The following is a 20,031-nucleotide window of genomic DNA, read 5'->3' on the forward strand; positions in this document are numbered from 1 at the left end:
GCGACGGTTCCCGTGGCGCTTCCCTGCGATGGTGCCTGCGGCGCTTCTCCGCGCCTCTTCCCTGCGACGGTGCCCGCGGCGCTTCCAGCGGAGCGCTATCGCTCCTTCGTCTCCTCCAGCACCGTCCGCCCCAGCAGCGCGTACCGCTCGGGGGAGCGTCGCTTGAGGTACTGGGCGTAGCCGATGCCGCCCGCCGCGATCAGTGCGACCAGCCACGGAGTGGACTTGAGCACCAGTGAGTCCGACTCCGAGCCCGCCGCGACGCCCATGTTGGACACCAGCAGCACCACCACCGCGAGCATCGCGAGACCGCCGACGAGCGGCGCCGTGAACGTCCGGAACCAGTGGCGGCTCTCCGGGTGGTTCCTGCGGAAGTAGGCCAGGACCGCGAGGGAGCAGACGGCCTGGACGACGAGGATCGCCATGGTGCCGAGGATGGCCAGCAGGACGTACGTACCCGTGTACGGGTCCTTGCCCGCGGCCCAGAACGCGGCGAGCAGGACGCCGCTGATGACCGTCTGTACGAGGCCCGCGATGTGCGGGGAGCCGTGGGCGGCGTGGGTGCGGCCGATGGTGTTCTTGAGGGAGGGGAGCACGCCCTCGCGGCCCAGGGCGTACATGTAGCGGGCGGCGCAGTTGTGGAAGGCCATGCCGCAGGCCAGCGAGCCGGTGATCATCAGCCACTGCATGACGACAACCGCCCAGTGGCCGACGTACTGCTCGGTGGGGTTGAAGAACAGGGCGAGGGGGTTCGCGGAGGAGGCCGCCTTCACCGCTTCCGCCTCACCGTTGCCCGTGATCGCCATCCAGGAGACGAAGACGTAGAAGACGCCGACGCCCAGGACGCTGATCATCGTCGCCTTGGGGATGATCCTCTTCGGGGCGCGGGACTCCTCGCCGTACATCGCCGTCGACTCGAAGCCGACCCAGGACCAGAAGGCGAAGAAGAGGCCGAGGCCGGCGCTGGTGCCCTGGAGGGGTAGGGGCGGCGGGGGCGACTCACGCCGGCAACGTCAGCCCCCACGCCCCCTCCCGCACCACCCACGTCCGCCTCCGCACCGGCCCGCTCACCAGCCCCGCGTCCGCCCGGTACCGGAAATCCGCCCCGGACACCGTCACCCGCCGCCCCACCGCCCCCAGTGGAGACGCCTCCGCGCCCACCGACACCGGGCGGACCTCCACCCGGGCACCCCCGGCCTCCCCGCGCGTCAGCGTCACCGCCTCCACCGGCTGGTCCAGGTCCACCAGGGTCACCCCGTCCACCTCGACGCGCAGCCGCGAGGGCCCGAGGCCACCCGGCACCGGGGCCACCCGTGATCCCCGCGTCCCCCGGACCGGCCGCCCCGCCAGTGTCCGTACCAGGGACTGGCAGCTCCGCAGCCAGGGGTGTACCGAAGCCCCAGCCTCCGCGTCCCCCTCCTCGGAGCCGTCGCCCGCCCCCCGTGCCGCCGGAATCCGCACCGCGCCCACCACCACCCCGTCGCTGTCGTCGACGAGAAGGTCCAGGCGGCGTTCGGCGCCCTCCAGGACGGCCCGCGCCGCGGCCACCGCGCCCATGGGGACGCCGAGCGAACGGGCCAGGGAGAGGACTCCGGCCGCGCCCACCGGGACGACCGACAGCGCACATCCGGCCAGCTCCCGCTGCCGGTGCAGCAGGGCAACGGTACGCAGCAGGGCCCGGTCGTCGCCGATCACCACCGGGCGCCGGGAGCCTCGCCGGGCGAGTGCGCGAGCGAATTCCTCGGGCCCCTCCGGGAGGCATACTTTTGTGGTCGCACCCGCGCTGAGCACGTCTTTCGCGATGCGTACGGACTCGCCGTCCGTCCGCCGGGCGACCGGGTCGATGACCACGAAGAGCTGGTCGGAAGTCGCCACCTCGGTCATGCCTCGCTTCCTCGGGTAGCATCTTTGTGCAAGAGCCCCTTGCGCTATTGCGCCAGGGGCTTCGTCTATTCCGGGGCATCCGGTCCGACGGGTTGCGGCCAACGAAGGCCGCCGGTGTACGAGGCATGCGACGAGTCGTGTGTCGCGTACGTCCCTGACCTTGGACATGCCCCGCCCGGAAGGGGTGTACGCGCGTGCCCGCACTTGTGCTGCTCGGTGCTCAGTGGGGTGACGAAGGCAAGGGGAAGGCTACAGACCTGCTTGGTGGGTCTGTGGACTATGTGGTGCGCTACCAGGGCGGCAACAACGCCGGCCATACGGTAGTCGTGGGCGATCAGAAGTACGCCCTGCACCTCCTCCCTTCCGGAATCCTCACACCTGAATGCACACCCGTCATCGGCAACGGCGTCGTCGTCGACCCGTCGGTCCTGTTCTCCGAGCTGAACGGGCTGAACGAGCGAGGCGTCGACACGTCCAAGCTCCTGATCAGCGGTAACGCTCACATCATCACGCCCTACAACGTGACCGTCGACAAGGTGACGGAACGCTTCCTCGGGAAGAGGAAGATCGGGACGACGGGCCGCGGTATCGGCCCGACCTACGCCGACAAGATCAACCGGGTCGGTATCCGCATCCAGGACCTGTACGACGAGTCGATCCTGACGCAGAAGGTCGAGGCGGCGCTGGACGGCAAGAACCAGCTCCTCACCAAGGTCTTCAACCGCCGGGCGATCGAGGCCGCCCAGGTCGTCGAGGAACTCCTCACCTACGCGGACCGGCTCAAGCCGTACGTAACCGACACCGTCCTGGTCCTCAACCAGGCGCTCGACGACAACAGGGTGGTCCTCTTCGAGGGCGGCCAGGGCACGCTCCTGGACATCGACCACGGCACGTACCCCTTCGTCACGTCGTCCAACCCGACCGCGGGCGGCGCCTGCACGGGCGCCGGCGTCGGCCCGACGAAGATCAGCCGGGTCATCGGCATCCTCAAGGCGTACACGACCCGGGTCGGCGCCGGCCCCTTCCCCACCGAGCTCTTCGACGCGGACGGCGACGCGCTGCGCCGCATCGGCGGCGAGCGGGGCGTCACGACCGGCCGCGACCGGCGCTGCGGCTGGTTCGACGCGGTCATCGCCCGCTACGCGACCCGCGTGAACGGCCTGACCGACTTCTTCCTCACCAAGCTCGACGTCCTCACCGGCTGGGAGGAGATCCCGGTCTGCGTGGCGTACGAGATCGACGGCAAGCGTGTCGAGGAACTCCCGTACTCCCAGACCGACTTCCACCACGCGAAGCCGGTCTACGAGACCCTCCCCGGCTGGTCGGAGGACATCACGAAGGCCAAGTCGTTCTCGGACCTTCCGAAGAACGCCCAGGCGTACGTGAAGGCGCTGGAGGAGATGTCCGGCGCTCCGATCTCGGCGATCGGGGTCGGGCCGGGGCGCACGGAGACGATCGAGATCAACTCGTTCCTCTGATCCGCGGGCGAAAGGACGAAAGGTGGGGCACCCCGTCCGACGGGGTGCCCCACCTCTCGTCTCGGAGTCAGCTCTCGGCCGGAGGAGCCTGGAACCCCGCGGTGTCGAGTTCGCAGCCGAAGGGGTCGGGGATGTAGAGCTTCTCCCCGAACGGCTTGGTGAGACGGGACTTGTAGCCGTTCTCGTACGGGCCCAGGAACAGGCTGGCCTCCTCCTCCTGCATGTCGAGGACCAGGTAGACGGGGACGCCCGCCCTGCCGTAGGTCTCGACCTTGTCGGTCAGGTCGTCGGTCCGGGTGGAGGGGGAGGTCAGCTCCGCGACGAAGGAGAGGCCTTCTCCGTCCAGACGGTTGCTGGTCGTCCGACGGGTACGCCGGTGGGCGGCGTGGATGTCGGGCCCGTAGGCACGCTCGGCGCCCGGGAACACGTACAACAAGGGTCCCCAGCTGATGCGGTGCCCCTCGGGCAGATGAGGGCGCAACTGGTCGCAGACCAGATCCATCACGTCGGCGTAGTACGCCTTCGACCACGGCGACACGACGATGTTCCCCTTGATGATCTCGGCCCTGTAGCCGTCCGGCACGTACAGCTCGTCGAGGGCGTCCAGCAAGCCCTCGAAGCTGGGGGACTCCGTGCCGCTTATCGTGATCGGTCGCTCTGTCATCAACGTCATGATGCGCCTTTGCCCTGAGACAGGCCAGTAGCCACTCAGCGTAGAATGCGCGCACTGTGTGGCAGCAGGTTCGCTCATCTCGCGTGGTGAAGGCGCAGTACTTCCACGCCCCGTGCGTCGTCCGCGTTGTCGCCCGATGCCCCGTCGAGGTGCGACGAGCGGATGCGGATGTCGGTGGGTAGCGGTGGCGGGAGCCGATGTCGTGCGTGTCGCTGAGCTCCACGCGGGAGATTCCGGCCGGGTCCAGGGTGAAGTACTTGGAGCCGCCGTCGTACCGGACGCCCGCGTGGTTGATCCCGGTCTTCGGGCGCTGCGACCGGTTGCGGAGGTCTGCCACGTCGGGACTGCTGGAGCTGGTCGGGCCGGGATCTCGCGGGCTCTAAAGAAACGCTTGCGTTTCGATCCAGGCCCCCGTAGCTTGTCGATACGAAACCGTTTCGACCGGCACCCTGCTCGCCCTGGCCGGCGCGGCGGCGGCTGCCCGGGGCGTGGTCCTGCTCAGCAGCCCTCAGCCCGAGTTCCAGCCTCGGTCCGAGTCCCAGTCCCAGTCCCACCACGATCGCCCCGCCCGCCCCGACGTCGGCTACGACCAGCCGCGCGTACCTCGCCGTGCCGGGCTCGGTGCCGGGCCTGCGACCCGCCCCGATTCTCACCGGCATGAGCCGGGCCGCCTGAAATGGAGACCACGAACATGACCACCGTGACGACCATGACGAATCTGACCGCCATGACGACGCTTCAGCTGCGTCCTTGGGCGACCGTGCGCGCTGCGGAACTTGTGGACGTGCCCGCAGTGGTGCGCATGATCGCGTCGCCCCAGCCCTCGTCCTCGCGTGACTTCGTCCTGCCGGACTGGGAGCAGACGCAGCGTGCCATGCGGCTGGTGCTGGCCCACTACGCCCTCGAAGAGGGTCGGATCTGGGTGGCCGAGCGGCCGGACGGCGGGCTCCTCGCCGCCGCCGTCTGGCTGCCGCCCGGCGTCGGGTCCGAGCCCCCCGACACCCGCTTCAGCAGCCTGCTCGCCCGTGAACTCGCCACCGGCCCGGACGACTGTCCGGTCCTGCCGATGTGGCTGAAGGACGTAGAACCCGACCTGCCGCACTGGAAGGTGTTCATCGTCGGCGCACTGGACGACACGAGCGCCTGGGACCACACCGTGGCCGCCGACCTGCTGGCCCCGGGCCTGCGTGCCGTCGACGGCGAGGACGCGACCGCCGTCGCGATCACGATGTCCCCCCGCCACGGGGACCAGCTGCGGTCCCTCGGGTTCCGTGGTCCGCGCGAGGTCCACCTCGGGCGGGGTGCGAGCGGATGGCTGACGACCCGTCACCCAGCAGGCAGGTAAGGCGGGTTGAGCGGCGCACGGGGACCCGTCACTGGCCTTCCCGTGGTGGCTCGGCGGTGCCGCTTGAGGCGTCCCGGGTTTCGTGTGGAGGACTTCGCGGGCTTGTTCGGCGGCGCGGACGATGCCTCTGAGGATGTGGGTCAGGCGGTAGGGGAGAGGAACGCGGCCCAGGCCTCGCCGGTGACCGTGAGGTTCGGGCCGGTCGGGTTCTTGGAGTCGCGGACGTGGATGGCGGCGGTGGGGGTGTGGGGGCAGGGGGCGATCTCCACGCAGTCCCCGCCGCCACCGTCGCTGTATGTCGACTTGCGCCAGGCGTAGGCGACTTCGACGCAGTTACCGCCGCCGCCGCCGTCGCTGTAGCTGGACTTGAACCACCGCAGTGCACTGGCGTCGCTCATGGTTCCTCTCCTGCCAACCGTTCGATGAGGCCGGGCGCATCGGGGAGGTCCAGTGACCGAGAAGAAGTCGTACCCGCTGTCGCGTGCCGTCATCTTCGACGACACCGCCGCGCTCGCGCTCGGCGCGGGCAACAGCATGGCCTCCCGGCTGGTCGTCGAGGCCGAGAAGGACCCTGCCCTGCGGGTCTGTGTCCCGGCGCTCAGCCTGGCCGCCGCCGAGCGTGAGCGGGCGGGAGTGGCCGAACATGTCGGAGCGCTGCCGTCCGTCAACATCGAGGGGCTCGACTTCGCGGGGGCGACCGCTGTGGGCAGGCGGCTGCGGACGGCCGTCGCGGGCGAGGAGGGGTCGGGAGACAAGGCTGAGCCGGACTGGAGTGGTGCTCATGTACTCCATCTCGCCCTGCCCACCGTCGAGTGGCCCCGTGGGCGGCCCGTCCTGACCAGAACTCCCACGCGCTACCGCGGTACGGGAGTTCGTACGATCCGGATCGTCGAGCAGGGCTGACGGAGGCCGTCGGCCGGGGTGGGGCCGTTCCCGGACGCGGGACGAGCCCCGCCCTGGTGGGCGAACACGTGCGCGCCAACCGCTCGTAACCGGCATAAGGTGGAAACCGCAGAATACGCACTCGAATCGTCACCCAAGGAGAAGGTGAGTGCTATGCGCGTCCTGCTCAAGGCGCAGTTCGACACGGAGAAGAGCAACGAGGGCATACGCAACGGCAAGCTGCCCGAGTTGTTGAAGGAGACCATCGACCACCTCAAGCCGGAAGCGGCGTACTTCGGTCCCGAGGACGGGTGCCGGACCTGCTGGCTGGTCATCGACCTGAAGGACAGCTCCGACATCCCGCCCACGGCAGAGCCGTTCTTCGCCCAGTTCAACGCCAAGGTCTCGTTCACACCCGTCATGAACGCCGACGACCTGCAGAAGGGTCTTTCCCGGATCCGGTGAGCGCGACGGGTGCCGGGGCCCGGGTGCCGCCGCTCAGCTGAAGACGATCATCGACCCCTGGGCCAGGCTCCGCGTCGCCGCCGCGTTCAGGCCCAGCCACACATGCCGTTCCCGGGCGAACGGGCTCGCGTCGAAGGGTGCCGGTGCCGCCGGTTCCTCCAGTGACGTGGGGGTGAGCGGCGGGGTCGGGGCCATCGGGGGGTTCGCCGGGTCGATGCCGATCGAGGGCGCGACGAGCTCCAGCTCCCGCAGCAGGGTCTGGGACGAGCCCAACGGGCCGCCCCCCGCCAGGAGTTCGTCGCTGGAGAGAGGATGCGGGAAGTCCACCGGGACGTACGCGCCCGCGTGGTCGTAGTGCCAGACCAGGTGCGACTGCTGGGCGGTCGTCTCGAACATCTCCAGCAACTGCTCGTAGTCACCGCCCAGTTCGTCCACCGGCGTCACCGGCAGGCCGCACACCTGGAGGAGATACGCGCGGCGCAGGAAGTGCAGCGCGTCGTAGTCGAAGCCCGCGATCGGGGCCACGTCACCGGACAGCCCGGGCATGTACGCGTACACCGGCACCGGCGGCAGTCCGGCCTCGCCCAGCACCTTGTCGTAGAGCGCGAGTTCCTCGGCGAAGGGGTTGTCGGGGGTGTGACACAGCACGTCGACGAGTGGGACCAGCCACAGGTCACAGGCCAAAGGAGAACTCCTCGCATCGTCGTAGGCGGTGGTCAGGCACCGTGGGCAGAGCAGTCAGGGAAGCGTAGTGGGTCGTAAGCGGGTCGGACCCCTGCGTGATGGGCCAGACAGCGACAGGAACAGGTCACGAACAGGTCCTGGCCTGCCAGGCGTCCGAGGTCACGACCCGTCGTGCAGGTCCCATACCCACACTCCGCCCGTCCACCTGCCCGGCTCGCCCGTCAGCTGCTCCAGCGTCTCGCGCAGCAACCCGTCGTTGTGCTGCGGGGCCAGCACCAGCACGCCCGCCTTCCAGAACGCGAAGTCCTTCCTGGCCTGCGCCCGCCAGTTGTCGCCGATCGTCGGCGCGACGCCCTGGTAGCGCACGTCCCGCAGCATGTTGGAGGTGAAGCGGGGCGCGGCACCGTAGATACCGACGCGGTTCTCGCCGTACGGCCCGTTGAAGTAGCCACCCGGCAGCCTGAAGCCGAGGCCGGCTGCCGTCTGCCAGTGCAGCGCCTCCGCGTTGCCGGGATCGGGCAACGGCACCGGCACGAGCGACTCGCCCTTGCCGACGTACGACTTCCACATGCCGTCCGCGATGAAGGCGGGCACCTCCACGCGGTCCACCGACTTCAGCGGGGCCGGGACGATCGGCAGCACGGCGAGGACGACGGCCAGGGTGCCGAAGCACCGCGTGGACAGTTTGCGGGTGCCCGCCAGACGCTCGACAGCGATGGCCAGCAGGATGCCCAGCGCGGGCGCGCAGACCATCGCGACCCGGCCCTCGATCACCGACTCGAACAACGGCTTGTCCGCGAGCAGCGCCCACGGCCCCGGCACCACGGTGTCGGCCAGCGGGATGCGGAACTCGGGGCCCAGGGAGAGGAAGGCCGCGGCGACCGTCGTGAAGGCCAGCGCCTTCACCGCCGGGCGCTCCCACAGCCGTACGACGATCGCGAAGGCCAGGGCGGCCAGCGGCCAGCCGTAGAAGGCGTTCTGTTCGGTCGGGTTGAGGGAGAGGTCGTTGGCCCGGTCCGCGTCGCCCGCGATCAGGGACCGCTCGGCGAACGAGAACAGCGCGAGCGGGCTGTTGCCGGCGTTGTCGCCGTGCAGCACGCTGTGGTAGCTCTGCGGGCCGAAGAACTGCCAGTACAGCGGGAAGGCGACGATCGGGAGACAGACGGCGACACCGGTCAGCAGGCCGCGCAGCAGCGGCCGCCAGGCGGCCCTCGCCACATCCCGGCGTACGACGGCGTAGGCGAGGGCGAACAACGCCATCCCCATGGCCGCGAGCAGCAGCGGCTCCTCGCCGAGGAAGATCTGGTACGCCGCCATCAGGCCGAGGACCGCGCCGTTGCGGCGGACCCGCTCGCCCTCACACAGCCTCAGCGCCCGGTCGATGATCAGCGGCATCATGAACAGGACGACGAAGTTCGGGTGCGCGTTGGCGTGGCTGATCATCGGGGGCGCGAAGGTCGCCAGGACCGCGCCGGCGAAGGCCGCTCCCCGTTGCCGTACGACCCTTTTCACGATCAGCCAGTACCAGGCCGTCGCCGTCGCCGTGAGGCCGAGCGTCATCACCAGGGCCAGGGTGATCGCCGGGCCCGCGAGGAGCGTGATCGGCGTGAAGGGGACCGACAGTCCGAGCATGACCGTGTTGGCCATGAGGTTCACACCGTCGGGGAAGCCCTGGAGGTCGGTGAAGAGGGGGTTGCGGAAGTGACTGACGTTGTCGGCCGTGACCGCGAAGAACCACTCCCACTGGTTCTGGTCCTGGAGGGAGTCGGGGAGGTAGCGGCCCGCCGGGTCGAGCCAGCGGCCCGCGTACAGGGCGATCGCCATGAGCAGGAAGAGACCGACCGCGAGGAGGTCGGCCGGGCGGAGCGCGCGTGTCTTGAGCGCCGTCAGCTCGGCGAGGACGCGGGCGTAGTCCAGCGGACGTACCTTCGAGCCGGACTGGTGGGCCCAGCGGACCGGGACCTCGGCGACCGGCCAGTCGGCGCGCCGGAAGTGCTGGAGGACCTCGACGTCGATGCCCCAGCCGTTGAGCCGGGACGCGGCGAACGCCTTACGGGCCCGGTCGCCGTCGAACAGTTTGAAGCCGCACTGGGTGTCCCGTATGCCGGGAACGGCGACCCGCCGTATCAGGGAGTTGCCGGCCCGGCCGAGGAGTTCACGCATCCGGTGCTGGTGGTGCTCGATCGTCGAGCCCGGCACGGAGCGGGAGCCGATCGCCGCCGCGTGCCCCTCGGTGAGCGCCTTGTCCAGTACTCGCAGTTCCTCTATGGGGGCGGCCAGATCGGCGTCGGTGACCAGGACGCGGGCGCCGCGCGAGGCGGCGACGCCGAGGCGCAGGGCGTGGCCCTTGCCCCGGTTGCGAGGGCTGGTGACGAGCTGGACGCGGGGGTCGGTGAGCGCGGTGACGACATCGCGGGTGCCGTCGGTGGAGCCGTCGTCGACGACCACCACCTCCCAGGTGCCCCAGCGGCCCTCGTTCTCACGGAGGTGGCCGGTGATGGCGGCGAGGGTGGGGCCGAGCCTGTGCTCCTCGTTGTAGGCGGGCACGACGACGGTCAGGTCGAGAGTGGCGGTAGTACGGGTGGGAGCACTCATCCGAGGGTGTCCCCGTTCCCCGCGGGCGCCGTGTCGTCGTCCGGTTCTGCGTCTGCGTCTGCGTCCTTGCCCCTGCCCTTCTCCTCGCCTCCGTCGGCGGGAAGGCCGGTGTGGCCGTTCGCCAGGCCCTCGATGAGCGCGAGGGAGTGCAGGTCGTACGCGTCCACTATTCGGTGCGCGTCGGCGAGGTCGCGGCGTGTCAGCGCGTCGACGACCTCGGTGTGCCCGGACCAGAGACGGCCACGCAGGTCGCCGAGGCCGCGCAGGTGCTGCACCGCGCACACCCAGGACTGGACGCGCAGCCGGTGCAGGAAGTCGGTGAGGTACTGGTTGCCGAACAGGGCGCCCAGCTCGCGCCAGAAGCGCAGGTCGTAGCCGATGAGGATGTTCAGCTCACCGGCGGTGGCGGCCCGCCGCGCCTCCTCGCCCCGGCGGCGTACACCGGCGAGGGCGGCGGCGGCACGGGGATCGCCGGCGCGGACGAAGAAGCTGCGCGGACCCCGGCCGTCACCGGTGAAACCGCCCGCCGGACCGTCTGCCGGGCCGCCCGCCGGAGGGGCTACGAGCCCCTTCGCCAGACCGTGGAACATGCCGTCGGTGACCAGGCCGCGCGCCTCGATCATGCCCCGGAAGTCGGCCAGCGAGTACTCGTGCACCCGGAAGCCGCGGTGCTGGTCGGCCTCCAGCAGGCCCTGGGCCGACAGATCGACGAGGGCCTCACGCACGGGCGTGGCGGAGACGCCGTACTGCTCGGCGATCTCCTTGACCGTGAACTCCTGACCCGGCTGGAGACGCCCGGCCAGCACCTCGTCGCGGAGCGCGTCCGCGATCTGCTGCCGCAGGGTGCTGCGGGTCACGGTGCCGTTGCCGCTGCTGGCGGGCATGGTCAGGGCCCTCCCCCTTCGCGCGTGTGGGTGACGTACTCGCATATGTCTACGAGCACGTCACCTTACGCGTTCGGGTTCCGCGAAACCTTTCCCGTGTGATTACCCGGTGTACTCGTCCGCGACCGTCAGTGCGGCGTCCAGGGCGGCGAGCCCTTCCTTGGCCTCGGACTCGGTCACGTTGCAGGGCGGGACGACATGAGTGCGGTTCATGTTGATGAACGGCCACAGTCCGTTCGCCTTCGCGGCGGCGCCGAACGCGGCCATCGGCGCGTTGGCCTCACCTGCGGCGTTGTACGGCACCAGCGGCTCCCGGGTCTCCTTGTTCCGTACGAGTTCCAGGGCCCAGAAGACACCGGTGCCGCGGACCTCCCCGACGCTCGGATGACGCGCGGCCAGCTCCCTGAGCCCCGGCCCGAGGATGTTCTCGCCGGTGCGGGCGGCCTGCCCGACGATGTCCTCCTCCGCCATCACGGTGAGCGTGGCGACGGCGGCGGCGCAGGCGAGGGGGTGCCCGGAGTAGGTGAGCCCGCCGGGGTAGGGGCGGGTGGCGAAGGTCTCGGCGATCGCACCGGAGATCGCCACACCGCCGAGGGGTACGTAGCCGGAGTTGACGCCCTTGGCGAAGGTCATCAGGTCGGGCACGATGTCGAACAGGTCGGCGGCGAACCACTCACCGGTCCGCCCGAACCCGGCCATGACCTCGTCCAGGACGAAGACGATCCCGTACCGGTCGCAGAGTGCCCGCACACCGGCGAGATAGCCGGGCGGCGGGATCATGATGCCGGCGGTGCCGGGAACGGTCTCCAGGATGATCGCCGCGATGGTTCCGGGCCCCTCGAAGACGATGGTGTCCTCAAGGTGCTGAAGGGCACGGGCGCCCTCCTGCTCCTCGGTCTCCGCGTAGAACTTCGACCGGTAGAGACAGGGCGCCCAGAAGTGCACGACACCGGCGGTGCCGTTGTCGGAGGGCCAGCGGCGGGGGTCGCCGGTGATGTTCACGGCCTGCTGGGTGCCGCCGTGGTAGGAGCGGTAGGCGGACAGCACCTTGGCCCGCCCGGTGTGCAGCCGGGCCATGCGCACGGCGTGCTCGACGGCGTCGGCGCCGCCGTTGGTGAAGAAGATCTTGTCCAGGTCGCCCGGGGTCCGCTCGGCGATGAGCCGGGCCGCCTCCGACCGCGCCTCGACGGCGAACGCGGGCGCGAACGTGGTCATCCGCCCGGCCTGCTCCTGGATCGCGGCGACGACCTTCGGGTGCTGGTACCCGATGTTCGTGAAGACCAGCCCACTGGTGAAGTCCAGGTACCGCCTGCCGTCGTAGTCCCAGAAGTACGCCCCTTCGGCACCGGCGACGGCGAGCGGGTCGATGAGCTCCTGCGCGGACCAGGAGTGGAACACGTGCGCACGGTCGGCGGCCTTCACGGCCGCGCCGGCCCGGGTCTGAGCCTGGGCCAGGTCCTGTGGGTTGGGCTGAGGGGTCATGCGGGGAGCGTAGGTGTCCCGGGTGACTGCGGGGTATCGGCGTCCTGTCTGCGCTCGGGCGCTTTACGCGACAGGTTGTCGCGTGTCCCGACGGGGAAGTACGGGGGTACGAACGGGGGTGCGAGGGAGGGGAGAGGCCGACGTGGAGGAACCGGACGACGTCACGCCCGAGCACGCGCTGCCCGACGGGCCGCCCCCGCACCCGGCCCACGACCACCCCCGGCCCCATCCGCAGCCCTTCGCCGCCGTCCCCCACAACCAGCGGCCCCCTGTCTGGCCCGGGGACCCGGAACTCGAAGAGCCCGAGATGCCGGTCGCCTGGAGCATGTCGCCCCCCGGCACGGCGCACTCCCGCGCATCCGACCCCTACGCCGTATGGCGGGCACAGCGGGCGGACCACCCCAGGAGGCCCCGGCTGTCGTTGGCGCTCGGCGCCGCCGCGCTGGTCGTCGCCCTCGGGGCCGGCGCTTCCCTCGTCGCGCTGCTGGACGGCGACGACGGAACGGCCGTCACTCCGCCCACGACGGCACCGGGGGAGTCGGTCCCGTCACCGACGGGCCCGGCCGAAACAGCACGTAGCACTGCGTGTGAGGCGAGTCCCACCGGGACCAGCAGCGCACCGGAGACGCCCTGTTGAGGAGGGGAGCCGGAGGGGAGGCGGGGATGGGAGGGGGATGCGGCCCGGGTCGTGTTTCCGACCGCCCCCCGTTTTCCGCATCGGTTCAGCACAGCTTCCGGGGACGGGCCCCCGGGCTCACCGGGCCTCCGGGCTCACCGGGCCTCCGGCGGACGTTGCCGAGGCATGTTCGGCCGTGCCCCCGGTGCGATCCCGAACCGTCCCTGGTGGACCGTCGCGTCCTGTCGGGGCACGCCCATCCCCGTCGACTGGATCCCCAGCGGCGCGGAGCCCGTCCGGAACTCCACCATCCAGTCCGTCGTCTCCGCCCGCACCAGCTCCGTCACGTCCTCCGAGAACCTCCGCAGCACCCCGAGGCACCGGTCGGCCGCCTCGGCCGCCGTCCCCTCGGTCGGTCCCAACACCTCCCGTACGCTCTCCGACGCCCACTCGAACTGCAGCACCTGAAGCCGCCGCTGCACTGCCTGCGCGGTGGCCACGTCCCTTATCCACCCCGAGGTGACGCCGAAGAACCGGTCCACGGCCACGCACGCCACCGCGAGCAGCAGCGCCAGATACCCCCAGGGGGCGACCCCGCCCATCACCCTGGTGAGGTCGAGCAGCGGCAGCGCGGCCCCGGCGACCGCCCCGAGCGCGGCGCCCGTACGCAGGACCCGGGCCCCCCGCCGCTTCCAGACACGGTCGGTGAGGTACCAGGCCGCCGTTTCCAGGGCCCCCTGCTCCACCCACCGGTACAGCTCGTCGAGGCGCGGCGCGGGCTCGCCCCAGTCGCCGAGGGGGAAGGGCCGGCCGGTGAGGTCCCCGGGCCGCAGCCCGGCGAAACCCAGCCCGGCAAGACCTTCGCTCCGCCCGTCGTGGGGCGGTCTCTGGGACGGCCCCTCGGGCTGCATCTCCGGCTGGCTCACCCGGCACTCCTTCGCTGAGCAACTGAGCAACTGAGCAGACTGGTCAATCCATCACGGTGCGTGACACCGTACGGGCGCCCGTGTGACACCTGATGCTGTCGTGAAGTTGTCGCGCCGCCCCATTCCTACCGCTCAATGGGTGGCGATGACCGGGCTTTCGTTTCTTTTCCGCCCGGAGGAGGTCCTTGATCAGGTATGGGCCACAGGACCGGCTCACTCGAAAGAGTGCTGGAGCGACGGCAGAGCCGACCACGTAGGCTCGTGCTGAACGCCGAATCGCGTATGGACGGCATGAACAACATGGACGACGAGGAGCTGATCGTGATCCCCGGTGGTGGCCAGCCCAACATGCAGCAGCTGCTCCAGCAGGCCCAGAAGATGCAGCAGGACCTGGCGAACGCGCAGGAGGAGCTGGCGCGGACCGAGGTCGACGGGCAGGCGGGCGGTGGCCTGGTCAAGGCGACCGTGACGGGCGCCGGCGAACTGCGGGCCCTCAAGATCGACCCGAAGGCGGTCGACCCGGAGGACACCGAGACCCTCGCCGACCTGGTCGTGGCGGCCGTTCAGGCGGCGAACGAGAACGCGCAGCAGCTCCAGCAGCAGAAGCTGGGCCCGCTGGCCCAGGGTCTGGGCGGCGGCGGAAGCGGCATTCCGGGCCTGCCGTTCTGACGTTCGCACCGCGCGCCCCCCGTCCCGCCTTCCTCAGGCGGGCAGCGGCCAACTACGGTACGTACAGCAGGATCGAAGCACCCGGCGTCCCCGACGCACCGACCGGACAACCGGCACCCGACACTCAGGAAAGGCAGTCCGTTGTACGAAGGCGTGGTCCAGGACCTCATCGACGAACTGGGGCGGCTCCCGGGCGTCGGTCCCAAGAGCGCGCAGCGGATCGCCTTCCACATCCTCCAGGCGGAGCCGACGGACGTACGGCGGCTGGCGCACACCCTCCTCGAAGTGAAGGCGAAGGTCCGCTTCTGCGCGACCTGCGGAAACGTGGCGCAGGAGGAGTTGTGCAACATCTGCCGCGACCCGCGCCGGGACACCACGGTCATCTGTGTCGTCGAGGAGCCCAAGGACGTCGTGGCGATCGAGCGGACGCGTGAGTTCCGGGGCAAGTACCACGTCCTGGGCGGTGCGATCAGCCCGATCGAGGGGGTGGGCCCGGACGACCTGCGTATAAGGGAACTGCTGACCCGCCTCGCGGACGGCACGGTCACGGAACTGATCCTGGCCACGGACCCGAACCTGGAGGGCGAGGCCACCGCGACCTACCTCGCCCGCATGATCAAGCCCATGGGCCTCAGGGTCACCCGCCTGGCCAGCGGCCTCCCGGTGGGTGGCGACCTGGAATACGCGGACGAGGTGACCCTTGGCCGCGCCTTCGAGGGGAGACGACTTCTAGATGTCTGACGCCACGCTGCACAACACGACGCAGGACCCCGACGACTTCGCGGTCCAGATCGCCGACCAGGTGGAGAGCTTCCTGGTGGCCGTCACGGAGGTGGCGAAGGGCGACGAGCCGGACTCGGCGGTCCCCTTCCTCCTCCTGGAGGTCTCCCAGCTCCTGCTGGCCGGCGGACGCCTCGGCGCCCACGAGGACATCCTCCCGGACGAGCGCTACGAACCCGACATGGGCCCGGAACCGGACGTGGACGACATCCGCGAGCGGCTGGCGCTGATGCTGGACCCGGTGGACGTCTACTCGGAGGTCTTCGACCCCTACGAGCCGCGCAAGGCCCCGGTCCCGGCCCGTATCTCCGACGACCTGGCCGACGTCATCGCCGACCTGCGTCACGGCATGGCCCACTACCGCGCGGGCCGCACCACGGAGGCCCTGTGGTGGTGGCAGTTCTCGTACTTCTCCAACTGGGGCTCGACGGCGTCCGCGACCCTGCGCGCGCTGCAGTCCCTGGTCGCCCACGTCCGCCTGAACCAGCCCCTGGCAGAACTGGACGGCCTGGACACGGACCAGGATGTCGGTGACGAGGCCCTGGCGGAGGCGGCCGGCAAGGTGATGGCGGAGGAGATCGCGGAGCCGCTGGGGTTGCGGACGGTCAAGTAACCGTCCTACGGGCCTGGACGCGCCACGGGGCCCTGCGCCGCGATGGTACCGGTCACCCTGGGCCACCCCGGCCACGGCGGAGGGCCGGCCCAACCGCCTTGGCCCCGGGCGCCGTTACTGGGAGTCCACGATCCTGTACTCGCGGGCGACCACCGACGGCTTCCCCGTCTTCGGGAGGGTGGCCAGGGCCATGCCCTGGTAGGTGTTCACCACCGTGTCGCGATCCCGGCCGTTGAAGACCGACTCCACCTCGGTCGGGGTGATGTTGTAGTTCTCGCGGTACGCCGCCTTCATCACGTACTGCGAGGCGTGCGCGGTCGGCAGCGCGGCCAGGGCGCCGCCGTCCTTGAGGCGCAGGGCGTAGACCGTGTCGAACTCGGTGGGTGTGGTGACGTACACCGTGGTCGCGAACTTGGCGTTCTTGCCGCTGTCGCGCTTCGCGTGGGTCTCGAGCGCGTCCTTCGCGGCCTCCGTGGTGTGCGAGATGCCCGTGCCTGCCTTCTTGCCGCCGGTCGTGTAGAGGTCCTCGTACGCCGCCGAGATCTGGTTCGGGGCGAGTGTGCCGACGCGGGTGCCGGCGTCGACGGCGGTGGCGAGGCCCGAGTCGTCGGTGGCGATCGCCGGGAGCGGTACGTCCGAGTGGATCGCCGACATCAGCTTCCAGTCGTCGTACTCCTTGGCGAAGACCAGCAGCGCCTCGCCCTTGGAGCCGCCGGACCTGGTCGTCACCGCGAACCAGTCCTTGCCCGCCGGGATCCAGTACTTCCGGCCGGTGTAGTGGAACGGCTTCCGGTAAGCGGCCTGGTCCTCCTTCGACTCGGTCTCGAAGAGGCGGTAGTCGGCCTTGCTCTGCTCGTACAGCTGCCCGCCCTCGACGGTCCCCAACAGTGCTGAGTCCTGCTGGGCGTTGGCCTTGTTGTTGACCGTCTCGTAGTTGTCGAGGATCTTCGACGCCTGTGCCTCGGTGACCGCACCCCTGGCCGCACGGCTCGCGGCGGCGCCGTTGGCACCGTCCTCCGAGCCTCCGCCGCATCCGGTGAGCGCCAGTGCGGCGGCCACCGCCGTCGTCGTGCCGAGCGTGAACAGTTTCTGCCGGGACGTCATGCGGGTGCTTCTCCTCTGGAGGGGCGGGAGTTGGGACCGGCCTCACCGTACTGGGGCGACTGTGAGCGTCCTGGGCGGGACCGGCGGACCGATGGTGCAACCCACCGGTCCGGAGCGTGACCGGGCCGGTGCCCTAAGTGAGTTGGAACGGTCCTTCCTGACCCCTGTACGTCTCCTGCACGGGCGCTAACCAGCGGAAGGCGAAGCTGGAGTCACTTCCACCGCAGGAGATGCGGAAGGGAGTAACCCCCCTCACCCGCACAGGAGTTGCGATGACCCGCAAGACCCGCATACGCGCCGCCCTCGTCACCGCCACCGCCCTCGCCACCGCAGCCGCAGTGGCGGTCGGGGTCAGCGCGGCGGGTGCCGACGAGCCCGGGAAGCCCACCGAGAAGGAGATCGCCGCCCTCTTCGACGGCTGGAACGAGACCCTGCAGACCGGTGACCCGGCGAAGGTCACCGACCGGTACGCGGACGACGCGGTGCTGCTGCCGACCGTCTCCAACAAGATCCGTACCAACCACGCCGAGATCGAGGACTACTTCCACCACTTCGTGGAGAACAAGCCGGTCGGCACGAAGACCAAGACGGTCATCAACGTCCTGGACGACGACTCGGCGATCGACACCGGCTCGTACTACTTCACCCTCACCGACCCGAAGACCGGCGAGAAGAGCAGGGTCGACGCCCGCTACACGTACGAGTACGAGAAGCGGGACGGCAAGTGGCTGATCGTCAACCACCACTCGTCGATGATGCCCGAGGGCTGATTCAGCCCGCGCGCTGTGCGGCCCGGAGCGTGATCCGGACGCACAGCCCGCCCCCGGACGTGTCCGCCAGGGTCACCGTCCCGCCGTCGTCCGTCACCAGTTGCCTGACGACGGCGAGGCCGAGTCCGGAGCCGGAGCGCCCGGTGAGGCCCTGACCGCGCCAGAAGCGGTCGAAGGCGCGGGACTTCTCGGCGTCCGACATGCCGGGACCCCCGTCCGCCACCGTCAGTTCCATCTCCTCGCCCCGAGCCTGCACCCGTACGGTGATCATCCCGCCGTCCGGTGAGACCTCCAGGGCGTTGGACAGCACGTTGTCCAGTACCTGGTCCAGATGACCGGGGCTGGCCAGCACAAGCAGCCGGCCGTCGGCACCCCCACTCCCCCTGAGCGCGATGGTGACTCCGCGCTCGTCGGCGGCCGGCCTCCACACCGACAGGCGTTCGTCCACGATGTCCCTCAGGGACAGCGGCTCCGCCGCCGTGACCTTCGCCTCGGCGCGGGCCAGCACCAGCAGCCCGTTGACCAGACGGCTCATCCGGACGACCTCCGCGGTCGCCTGCTCCACGTCCTCCCGTACGAACTCGTCGTCGGTGCCGTCCGCGATGTTGTCCAGCGCCAGGCGCAACGCCGTGAGGGGGGTACGGAGTTGGTGCGAGGCGTCCGCGACGAAGATCCGCTGAGAGGCGACCAGGGTGTCCAGGCGCTCCGCCCCCTGGTTGAGGGTGCGCGCCAGGGTCTGGGTCTCCGGCGGGCCCGTCACCGGTGAGCGTGCGGTCAGGTCGCCGTCGCTGAACTTGCTTGCCATGCCGTTGAGTTCGCGGAGGGGCGCGGTGATACGGCGGGCGGCGTACGCGCCGATCGCGGCGGCGGCGGCCAGCACCAGCGCGGCGAGTCCGGCCCGGAAGCCCCAGATGCTCCAGAACCGCTTGGTCATGTCCGACGTCGAGTACACGATCCGCACGGCCGACTCCCCCTGCGCGGGGACGGTGATCGTCAGGTACTTGCCCCAGATGAAGTCGGAGCCCCAGTCGGTCGTGCGTTCGTTGTCCCGCACGGCCCGGGTCAGGGCCGCGTCCGTCTCGGGCTTCGGCAGCTTCGGGGCGCAGCTGGTGGTGGCCACCTGAACCGCGCCGAGGGTCTCCTCGTCGTACGCCTTGGCCACCTTCTCCAGGGCGTCGCACGAGATTCTGTCGCCGTTGCCCAGGAGCAGCGCCATGGTCTGGGCCTCGCGCTGGACGGACACCTTCGTGTCGTCCCGCAGCTGCTTGGTGAGCGTGAACGCCACCGGGACCGTGAACAGCAGGATGGCGACCGCGACGAGCAGAATGTAACTGCGGATGAGCTGACGGTTCACGAGAGCTCAGCGTCCTTTGCGATCTCCAGCCGGAAGCCGACGCCCCGTACCGCATCGATCGCGATCGCGCCCTTCAGCTTCCGCCGCAGCGCCGCCACATGCACATCGAGCGTCTTCGTCGGCCCGAACCAGTTCGCGTCCCAGACCGCTTCCATGATCTGTTCGCGCGACATCAGCGCGCCCGGCTCCTCGGTGAGGAAGGCCAGCAGGTCGTACTCCTTGGGCGCCAGGGCGACCTCCTCGCCGTCCAGGCGGACCCGGGCGGCCTTGCGGTCGATCGTCAGCCGGGTCCCGTACTGGTCGGGGCCGGCCGCGGCGGCCTGGGCGCGCGGCTGGGCACGCCTCATCACCGCTCTTATGCGCGCGATGACCTCCCGAACGCCGAAGGGCTTGGAGACGTAGTCGTCCGCGCCGAGTTCCAGGCCGACCACCCGGTCCGTCTCGTCGCTGCGCGCGCTGATGACGATGATCGGGACGTCGCCGCGTTCGCGCAGTGCCCTGCAGACGTCCAGGCCGTCGGTGTCGGGCAGGCCGAGGTCGAGGAGGACGACGTCGTACGGTTCGTCGTGGCTGAGTGCCGCGCCGCCCGTGGACACCCACGCCACCTCGAAGCCGTAGCGCAGCAGGCCGCGGCGCAGGGACTGGGCCACCGGTTCATCGTCTTCCACCAGGAGTACGTGCACAGCCGAACCCTAGTGGCTGGTCCTTGAAACTTAATACACAGCCGTCGTCGCGGCTCTCATGTGTATTCCACCGAAGGGTGGGCAGGTGCCGTCCCGGAGCGGCCGAAGACCGCTGTGGTGAGCGGGACATCTCACCATGCGATA

The 20,031-nt window shown here is 70.2% G+C and carries 20 protein-coding genes and 1 pseudogene; 9 read left to right on the plus strand and 12 right to left on the minus strand.

Annotated features, from left to right (window positions below; all coding sequences use genetic code 11):
• Window positions 1-95: 95 nt before the first annotated feature.
• Window positions 96-974, minus strand: a pseudogene (locus RB628_RS22145) (APC family permease); the annotation flags it as partial.
• A gap of 25 nt (window positions 975-999) precedes the next feature.
• Complete coding sequence (locus tag RB628_RS22150; RefSeq protein ID WP_318322249.1) at window positions 1,000-1,884, minus strand: diacylglycerol kinase; 885 nt, start codon at window positions 1,882-1,884, stop codon at window positions 1,000-1,002.
• Between the two features lie 194 nt (window positions 1,885-2,078).
• On the opposite strand from RB628_RS22150, the gene RB628_RS22155 reads away from it, so the two are divergent.
• Complete coding sequence (locus RB628_RS22155) at window positions 2,079-3,362, plus strand: adenylosuccinate synthase (RefSeq protein WP_318322250.1); 1,284 nt, start codon at window positions 2,079-2,081, stop codon at window positions 3,360-3,362.
• Window positions 3,363-3,429: 67 nt separating this feature from the next.
• On the opposite strand, the gene RB628_RS22160 is transcribed toward RB628_RS22155, so the two are convergent.
• Complete coding sequence (locus tag RB628_RS22160) at window positions 3,430-4,035, minus strand: Uma2 family endonuclease (RefSeq protein WP_318322251.1); 606 nt, start codon at window positions 4,033-4,035, stop codon at window positions 3,430-3,432.
• Between the two features lie 691 nt (window positions 4,036-4,726).
• Here RB628_RS22160 and RB628_RS22165 point away from each other — a divergent pair.
• Window positions 4,727-5,380 carry a hypothetical protein gene (locus RB628_RS22165; protein ID WP_318322252.1) on the plus strand — a complete coding sequence of 218 codons (654 nt, stop codon included), beginning with the start codon at window positions 4,727-4,729 and terminating at the stop codon, window positions 5,378-5,380.
• A 140-nt stretch (window positions 5,381-5,520) separates the two neighbouring features.
• Here RB628_RS22165 and RB628_RS22170 read toward each other — a convergent pair whose 3' ends face one another.
• Window positions 5,521-5,778 carry a DUF397 domain-containing protein gene (locus RB628_RS22170; protein ID WP_318322253.1) on the minus strand — a complete coding sequence of 86 codons (258 nt, stop codon included), beginning with the start codon at window positions 5,776-5,778 and terminating at the stop codon, window positions 5,521-5,523.
• A 52-nt stretch (window positions 5,779-5,830) separates the two neighbouring features.
• Here RB628_RS22170 and RB628_RS22175 point away from each other — a divergent pair, with 52 nt between their 5' ends.
• Together RB628_RS22175 and RB628_RS22180 are read left to right on the plus strand one after the other, a co-directional pair.
• The gene (locus RB628_RS22175) at window positions 5,831-6,283 is read left to right on the plus strand and encodes a hypothetical protein (RefSeq protein ID WP_318322254.1); all 453 of its coding nucleotides are present in this window, start codon (window positions 5,831-5,833) and stop codon (window positions 6,281-6,283) included.
• A 153-nt stretch (window positions 6,284-6,436) separates the two neighbouring features.
• Complete coding sequence (locus tag RB628_RS22180) at window positions 6,437-6,727, plus strand: hypothetical protein (RefSeq protein WP_318322280.1); 291 nt, start codon at window positions 6,437-6,439, stop codon at window positions 6,725-6,727.
• A 33-nt stretch (window positions 6,728-6,760) separates the two neighbouring features.
• Here the strand turns inward: RB628_RS22180 and RB628_RS22185 are convergent, their stop codons facing one another.
• The 4 genes from RB628_RS22185 to RB628_RS22200 all read right to left on the minus strand — a co-directional run bounded on the left by RB628_RS22185 (window position 6,761) and on the right by RB628_RS22200 (window position 12,372).
• Window positions 6,761-7,411: a hypothetical protein gene (locus tag RB628_RS22185; protein WP_318322255.1), complete on the minus strand. Its 651-nt coding sequence runs from the start codon at window positions 7,409-7,411 to the stop codon at window positions 6,761-6,763.
• Window positions 7,412-7,570: 159 nt separating this feature from the next.
• Window positions 7,571-10,006, minus strand: coding sequence for a glycosyltransferase (locus RB628_RS22190; protein WP_318322256.1), 2,436 nt, complete (start codon window positions 10,004-10,006; stop codon window positions 7,571-7,573).
• Window positions 10,003-10,890, minus strand: coding sequence for a GntR family transcriptional regulator (locus tag RB628_RS22195; protein ID WP_318322257.1), 888 nt, complete (start codon window positions 10,888-10,890; stop codon window positions 10,003-10,005). Before RB628_RS22195 ends, RB628_RS22190 begins: the two co-directional genes overlap by 4 nt.
• 102 nt (window positions 10,891-10,992) lie before the next feature.
• The gene (locus RB628_RS22200; protein WP_318322258.1) at window positions 10,993-12,372 is read right to left on the minus strand and encodes an aspartate aminotransferase family protein; all 1,380 of its coding nucleotides are present in this window, start codon (window positions 12,370-12,372) and stop codon (window positions 10,993-10,995) included.
• 142 nt (window positions 12,373-12,514) lie between these two features.
• Here RB628_RS22200 and RB628_RS22205 point away from each other — a divergent pair, with 142 nt between their 5' ends.
• The gene (locus RB628_RS22205; RefSeq protein WP_318322259.1) at window positions 12,515-13,009 is read left to right on the plus strand and encodes a hypothetical protein; all 495 of its coding nucleotides are present in this window, start codon (window positions 12,515-12,517) and stop codon (window positions 13,007-13,009) included.
• Between the two features lie 134 nt (window positions 13,010-13,143).
• Here RB628_RS22205 and RB628_RS22210 read toward each other — a convergent pair whose 3' ends face one another.
• Window positions 13,144-13,914, minus strand: a complete 771-nt coding sequence (locus tag RB628_RS22210; RefSeq protein WP_318322260.1) for an SLATT domain-containing protein — start codon at window positions 13,912-13,914, stop codon at window positions 13,144-13,146.
• 321 nt (window positions 13,915-14,235) lie between these two features.
• Here RB628_RS22210 and RB628_RS22215 point away from each other — a divergent pair, with 321 nt between their 5' ends.
• The 3 genes from RB628_RS22215 to RB628_RS22225 all read left to right on the plus strand — a co-directional run bounded on the left by RB628_RS22215 (window position 14,236) and on the right by RB628_RS22225 (window position 15,976).
• Window positions 14,236-14,583, plus strand: coding sequence for a YbaB/EbfC family nucleoid-associated protein (locus tag RB628_RS22215; RefSeq protein ID WP_006373444.1), 348 nt, complete (start codon window positions 14,236-14,238; stop codon window positions 14,581-14,583).
• Between the two features lie 141 nt (window positions 14,584-14,724).
• Window positions 14,725-15,324, plus strand: coding sequence for a recombination mediator RecR (gene recR / locus RB628_RS22220; RefSeq protein ID WP_318322261.1), 600 nt, complete (start codon window positions 14,725-14,727; stop codon window positions 15,322-15,324).
• Window positions 15,317-15,976 carry a DUF5063 domain-containing protein gene (locus RB628_RS22225; RefSeq protein ID WP_318322262.1) on the plus strand — a complete coding sequence of 220 codons (660 nt, stop codon included), beginning with the start codon at window positions 15,317-15,319 and terminating at the stop codon, window positions 15,974-15,976. The genes recR and RB628_RS22225 overlap by 8 nt, the downstream gene beginning before the upstream one ends.
• 114 nt (window positions 15,977-16,090) lie before the next feature.
• Here the strand turns inward: RB628_RS22225 and RB628_RS22230 are convergent, their stop codons facing one another.
• Window positions 16,091-17,080: a hypothetical protein gene (locus RB628_RS22230; RefSeq protein ID WP_318322263.1), complete on the minus strand. Its 990-nt coding sequence runs from the start codon at window positions 17,078-17,080 to the stop codon at window positions 16,091-16,093.
• 272 nt (window positions 17,081-17,352) lie between these two features.
• On the opposite strand from RB628_RS22230, the gene RB628_RS22235 reads away from it, so the two are divergent.
• Complete coding sequence (locus RB628_RS22235) at window positions 17,353-17,850, plus strand: SgcJ/EcaC family oxidoreductase (protein ID WP_318322264.1); 498 nt, start codon at window positions 17,353-17,355, stop codon at window positions 17,848-17,850.
• A 1-nt stretch (window position 17,851) separates the two neighbouring features.
• Here the strand turns inward: RB628_RS22235 and RB628_RS22240 are convergent, their stop codons facing one another.
• Together RB628_RS22240 and RB628_RS22245 are read right to left on the minus strand one after the other, a co-directional pair.
• On the minus strand, window positions 17,852-19,204 hold the full coding sequence (locus tag RB628_RS22240; protein WP_318322265.1) for a HAMP domain-containing sensor histidine kinase: 1,353 nt from the start codon (window positions 19,202-19,204) through the stop codon (window positions 17,852-17,854).
• Window positions 19,201-19,887 (minus strand): response regulator transcription factor, encoded by a 687-nt coding sequence (locus RB628_RS22245; protein ID WP_318322266.1) that lies wholly within the window; start codon window positions 19,885-19,887, stop codon window positions 19,201-19,203. Before RB628_RS22245 ends, RB628_RS22240 begins: the two co-directional genes overlap by 4 nt.
• Window positions 19,888-20,031: the final 144 nt, after the last annotated feature.

Origin of the sequence: Streptomyces sp. ADMS (assembly GCF_033441795.1) — a bacterium.
Taxonomy (GTDB): domain Bacteria; phylum Actinomycetota; class Actinomycetes; order Streptomycetales; family Streptomycetaceae; genus Streptomyces.